Origin of the sequence: Pseudomonas sp. P7548 (assembly GCF_013386585.1) — a bacterium.
Taxonomy (GTDB): Bacteria; Pseudomonadota; Gammaproteobacteria; order Pseudomonadales; family Pseudomonadaceae; genus Aquipseudomonas.
In genome coordinates this window covers 1-5,687 of record NZ_JACARO010000165.1, presented here as the reverse complement: position 1 = coordinate 5,687, position 5,687 = coordinate 1, and the positions used below count along the sequence as shown (strand labels likewise).

The window sequence follows — 5,687 nt, the reverse complement described above, 5'->3', positions numbered from 1 at the left end:
GTTGAGGGTGATCAGGCCGACACGGCCCTGGACGTCAAGCAGGATGGTTTCGTAACTCATGTATCGGCTCCTTAGAGATTGCGTGAGATGACCATGCGTTGAATATCGCTGGTGCCTTCGTAGATCTGGCAAACCCGCACATCGCGGTAGATGCGCTCCAACGGGAAGTCACTCAGGTAACCGTAACCGCCCAGGGTTTGCAAGGCAGCCGAACAGACTTTCTCGGCCATTTCCGAGGCAAACAGCTTGGCCATGGACGCCTCTACCAGGGCCGGCTTGCCGCTGTCACGCAGGGCGGCGGCGTAGTGCACCATCTGCCGAGCCACGGCGATTTGCGTGGCCATGTCCGCCAGGCGAAAGGCCACGGCCTGGTGCTCGATCAGCGCCTTGCCGAAACTTTCGCGCTCACGGGCATAGTCGCGGGCTGCTTCAAAGGCAGCGCGGGCCATGCCCACCGATTGCGAGGCGATACCGACGCGTCCGCCTTCCAGGTTGGCCAGGGCGATCTTGTAACCTTCACCCTCCTCGCCCAGGCGATTGGCGACCGGCACCTTCACGTCCTCGAACAGGATCTGGCAGGTGTCGGACGCATGCTGGCCGAGCTTGTCTTCGACCCGCGCCACGGTATAACCCGGCGAGTCGGTAGGCACGATAAACGCGCTGATCCCGCGCTTGTCGGCCGCAGGGTCGGTCACGGCAAACACGATGACGATGCCGGCGTTCTGCCCGGAGGTGATGAACTGCTTGCAGCCGTTGAGTACGTAGTGCTCGCCGTCCAGCCGCGCGCGAGTTTTCAGGCTGCTGGCATCGGAGCCGGCCTGGGGTTCGGTCAACGCAAACGCGCCGAGCATGGCGCCGCTGGCCAGGGGTTTGAGAAAGCGCTCTTTCTGGTCGTCGTTGCCGAACGTGAGGATCGGCACACAGCCCACCGAGTTGTGCACGCTCATGATGGTCGAGCACGCCCCGTCACCGGCCGCGATCTCTTCGAGGGCCATGGCGTAGGCCAGGTAGCCGGTGTCGCAACCGCCCCACTGTTCCGGCACCAGCATGCCGAAAAAGCCCAGTTCGGCCATCTCGCCGATGGCTTCCTTGGGAAAGCGGTGCTCGCGGTCCCAGTCCGCGGCGAAGGGTTTGAGGCGTTCCTGGGCAAATTGCCGGGCCGCGTCGCTGATTTGCAGTTGTTCGTCATTGGGCAGCATGGGGGTGAGTCCTTAATACAGGCATTCGACGGCCATGGCCGTGGCTTCACCACCGCCGATGCAGATGGCGGCCACGCCTCGCTTGAGGCCTTTCTGGCGCAGGGCCGAGAGCAGGGTCACCAGGATGCGTGCGCCCGAGGCGCCGATCGGATGGCCCAAAGCGCAGGCGCCGCCGTGGACGTTGACCTTGGCATGGGGAATTTCCAGTTTGCTCATGGTCACCAGGCTGACCACGGCGAAGGCTTCGTTGATCTCGAACAGGTCGACTTCACCCAGGTTCCAGCCGGTCTTGCTCATCAACTTGCGGATCGCGCCGACCGGTGCCACCGGGAACAGCCCTGGCTCATCGGCAAATGCGGCGTGCCCATGAATCACCGCCAGCGGCTTGAGGCCACGCTTTTGCGCCTCGGACTGACGCATCAGCAGCAACGCCGCCGCACCGTCGGAAATCGAGCTGGAGTTGGCTGCCGTGACCGTACCGCCTTCGCGAAAGGCCGGTTTCAGGCTGGCGATCTTGTCGATCTTGGCTTTGGGCGGCTGCTCGTCATGCAGGATGGTTTTTTGCTCTTTGCCTACAGTAACCTGCACCGGCACGATTTCGGCGGCGAAGTTGCCATGGTTGATCGCTTCCTGCGCACGGGTCAGGGAGGCAATGGCAAACGCGTCCTGGGCTTCGCGGCTAAAGCCGTTGTGTACCGCGCAGTCCTCGGCAAAGGTGCCCATCAGGCGGCCTTTGTCGTAGGCGTCTTCCAGGCCGTCGAGGAACATATGGTCCAGCACCTTGCCGTGGCCCATACGGTAGCCGCTGCGCGCACGGTCCAGCAGGTACGGCGCGTTGGACATGCTCTCCATGCCACCGGCAATCACCACGTCGACACTGCCGGCCAGCAGCGAGTCGTGGGCCAGGATCGCCGCCTCCATGCCCGAGCCGCACATTTTGTTGAGGGTGGTGCAACGCGTGGATTTATCCAGGCCGGCGCCCAGCGCGGCTTGCCGTGCCGGTGCCTGGCCAAGCCCAGCGGGCAGTACGCAGCCGAACAGCACTTCATCGACCGCGTCGCTGGCAATACCGGCGCGTTCGACCGCCGCACGGATGGCCGCAGCACCCAGCTGCGGTGCAGTCAGGCCCTTGAGGTCGCCCTGGAAACCGCCCATTGGCGTGCGGACAGCGCTGACAATAACAATCGGATCGCTCATGGGGTGTGCTCCTTACTTGGCTGCCATGCGCAAGGCACCGTCGAGACGGATCACCTCGCCATTGAGCATGCTGTTTTCAATGATGTGTCGCACCAGGGCGGCGTACTCGGCAGGCTTGCCCAGGCGTGGCGGGAATGGCACGCCGGCCGCCAACGACTCACGCACCTCAGGGGTCATGCCCGCCATCATCGGCGTTTCAAAGATGCCCGGGGCGATGGTCATGACGCGGATACCGAAGCGCGCCAACTCACGGGCGGCAGGCAAGGTCAGGCTGGCAATCGCGCCTTTGGAGGCAGAATACGCGGCCTGGCCAATCTGCCCATCGAATGCCGCCACCGAGGCGGTGTTGATGATCACGCCGCGCTCGCCATCGGCATTCGCTTCGGTTTCCGCGATGGCGGCGGCNNCAGTTGCTTGGCCTTGGCCGCCACCGCGTCGGCGTTCATGTCCACCAGCATCACCTTGGCGCCGGCCGCGACCAGCATCTCGGCAGTAGCCGCGCCGAGGCCCGAAGCACCGCCGCTGACCAGAAAAACCTTGTTTTGGATATGCATCATTGTGTCCTTGAAAAAAGGTCAGGCCACCGCCGCCTTGGCGATTTCCTGATTACGTAAAATAAAGCGTTGCAGCTTGCCGCTCGGGGTCTTGGGCAAGTCGCTGACGAATTCGATTTCCCGGGGATACGCGTGCGCCGCCAGGCGCTTGCGCACGTGCTGGCGCAGCTCTTCGGCGAGTTCCTCGGTGGCGCGGTAGTGCGCATTGATCACTACAAAAGCCTTCACCACTTCGGTGCGTTGCGGGCAAGGTTTGCCCACCACAGCCGCTTCGATCACCGCTGGGTGCTCCACCAGGGCGCTTTCCACGTCGAACGGGCCGACCCGGTAGCCGGAGGTGGTGATCACGTCATCGCTGCGCCCGACGAAACTGATGCTGCCGTTGGGGTTGAGCTCCACGGTGTCGCCGCTGAGGTAGTACTTGCCGACGAAGGCCTTGGTCTTCACGCCGTCGTAGCCGGCAAACCAGCACATCGGTGATTGCTCGCGGTCGATGGCCAGGATGCCGGGCACGCCGGCCGGCAGTTCTTGATAGTCGTCGTCCAATACCACGATGCGATGGCCCGGCGAGGCAAAACCCGCCGAGCCGACGTGCACCGGGTGCTCCAGGCCATGGTGATTGCACAGCACCATGCCCAGTTCGGTCTGGCCGTAGTGGTCGTGGATGGTCACGCCGAGGTTGTCGGCAAACCAGCGAATCACTTCCGGGTTCAAGGGCTCGCCGGCGCTGCTGACAATGCGCAGCTTGCCCTTGATCGACTGGGCGAACTGCTCGCCACCGGCAATCAATAGGCGATACGCGGTGGGTGAACCCGTGAGGTTGGTGATGCCGTATTTGTTGATCACCCGGCACGTGCTTTCCAGGGTGAACGGCCCATCGTAGAAGGTGATCGGGTGGCCCATGGACAGTGGGCCGGTCACGCCGAAATAAATGCCATAGGCCCAGCCCGGGTCGGCGACGTTCCAGAACGCGTCTTCAGGGCGCAGGTCGACGGCGTCGCGGGTGTAGCTCTGGAACGCGACGATGGCCTTGAGCGGCACCGACAGCGCCTTCGACGGGCCGGTGGTGCCCGAGGTGAACATCAGCAGGAACGGGTCATCGGCGCTCAGCAGCACGGGGGCGCAGTCATTCGAATGGTTGGGCAGTTCGGCCCAGAAACTGTAGTCGCCGCGCACGATGCCTTCGCCTTTGGGCCCGGCGACGGTGACGATGGTCGGGCAGCCCTCAACTTCGGCGAGCTTGGGCCGGTTCACCGCGTCGGTGACCACCAACTTAGCGCCCGAGCTGCCCAGGCGGTGTTCGATGGCCTTGGGGCCAAAGGCGGTAAACAGCGGTTGATACACGGCACCGATACGCCAGGTGGCCAACACCACCACCAACAATTCAGCGGTGCGCGGCAGCAGGCCGGCCACCTTGTCGCCGCGCGTGACGCCCTGGGCCAGCAGGAAATTGGCAAAACGTGAGGCCTGGTCTTGCAACTCGGTGAAGGTGGACGTGGCGCTGCGGCCGTCCTTGCCCTCCCAGAACAACGCAATTCGCCCCGGCAGCGCGTGGCGGTCGCAACACTCCACACAGGCATTGAGGCCCTGCAGGGTGCCGGCCAACGCGGCGTCGACGGTGCGCTGGTAATCGAATTCGGTAGTGGCAGCCAAATACTCACGCATTGCTTCAAATCCTTCTGTATTTTTATTTTCAGGACATTTTGCATCACACGAATCGCGGAAATAGTCGCTCTAGAGCGGCGCAGCAGCAATGGTCAAAGCCTTCAACATGACTGACTGGTTTGGCCAATCATCGATCGCGCTTATCAACGGGTCGACCCAAGCGATTGGACGTCGCGGGTGCCACCTTCTAACCTGAGGGCCTGCGCCACATAAGAAGCCCCGCCCGATGATCGTCCGCCCCAAACCCAACCTCCTGGGTATCCTGTTCTCCCTCAAAGGCTCGATTGCTAAGCGCATTGCCCTGCGCAGCTTGCTGGTGACCTTGCTGGCTTCAGTGATCGTGTTGGTAGAAACCTGGCACCCGGCCTATTTTTCCAAGGTCAACGCCACGCCGTTCACCTTGCTGGGCCTGTCGCTGTCGATCTTCATGAGTTTTCGCAACAACGCCTGCTACGACCGCTGGTGGGAGGGGCGCAAGCAGCTGGGGCAAATGATCATTGATGTGCGCTCGTTGATCCGCGAAACCCAGGTACTGGGCGATACGCCGGAGCGTGCCGGCCTTTTGCGCGGGCTGTGCGGGTTTGCCCATGGGCTGATCGCGCGCTTGCGCCTGGAGGATGAAACTCGCGCAATCGCCCCTTGGGCCTCGGTCGATCAAGGGCATCCGAACCTGCCAGATCAAGTCCTGCAACGACTCGGCGCACGGTTTTCTGCGCTGACTGAGCAAGGCGTGATCAGCGAGTGGCGTTACACCCAACTGGAAACCCGGCTGGTCAGCCTCAGCCAGGTACAGGCCTCGTGCGAGCGGATCAAGCACACGCCGCTGCCCTTCCCCTACACCTTGTTGCTGCACCGCACCATCTACCTGTTCTGCATCTTGCTGCCGTTTGCCATGGCCGAGCCGCTGGGCTGGTTGACGCCGGTGTTCACCGCCATTGTCAGCTACACGTTCTTTGGTCTGGATGAGATTGGCGACGACCTGGAAGACCCCTTCGGTTTCGACGAAAACGACCTGCCGTGCAACGCCATCCTGCGCACGTTGGAGCGTGAGGTCCGCGCCGCCTTGGGCGAA

General features: G+C 62.9%; 4 protein-coding genes and 1 pseudogene. 1 reads left to right on the top strand and 4 read right to left on the bottom strand.

The window, feature by feature from the left end:
* Positions 1-71 precede the first annotated feature (71 nt).
* The 4 genes and pseudogenes from HX803_RS31915 to HX803_RS31900 form a co-directional block, all read right to left on the bottom strand.
* Positions 72-1,199 (bottom strand): acyl-CoA dehydrogenase, encoded by a 1,128-nt coding sequence (locus tag HX803_RS31915; protein ID WP_178926047.1) that lies wholly within the window; start codon positions 1,197-1,199, stop codon positions 72-74.
* A 12-nt stretch (positions 1,200-1,211) separates the two neighbouring features.
* Positions 1,212-2,396 (bottom strand): acetyl-CoA C-acyltransferase, encoded by a 1,185-nt coding sequence (locus HX803_RS31910; protein ID WP_178926046.1) that lies wholly within the window; start codon positions 2,394-2,396, stop codon positions 1,212-1,214.
* A 12-nt stretch (positions 2,397-2,408) separates the two neighbouring features.
* A pseudogene (locus HX803_RS31905) lies at positions 2,409-2,950 on the bottom strand (SDR family NAD(P)-dependent oxidoreductase).
* Between the two features lie 21 nt (positions 2,951-2,971).
* Entirely contained in the window at positions 2,972-4,615 is a 1,644-nt protein-coding gene (locus HX803_RS31900) for an AMP-binding protein (RefSeq protein ID WP_178926045.1), read from the bottom strand.
* A gap of 226 nt (positions 4,616-4,841) precedes the next feature.
* Between HX803_RS31900 and HX803_RS31895 the strand changes: the two genes are divergently transcribed.
* A partial coding sequence (locus tag HX803_RS31895; protein ID WP_178926044.1) for a bestrophin family protein occupies positions 4,842-5,687 on the top strand: 846 nt, incomplete at its 3' end.

Coding starts and splice junctions, on each gene's coding strand:
- HX803_RS31915 (WP_178926047.1), bottom strand. CDS start 1,199: ATGCTGCCCAATGACGAACAACTGCAAATCAGCGACGCGGCCCGGCAA.
- HX803_RS31910 (WP_178926046.1), bottom strand. CDS start 2,396: ATGAGCGATCCGATTGTTATTGTCAGCGCTGTCCGCACGCCAATGGGC.
- HX803_RS31900 (WP_178926045.1), bottom strand. CDS start 4,615: ATGCGTGAGTATTTGGCTGCCACTACCGAATTCGATTACCAGCGCACC.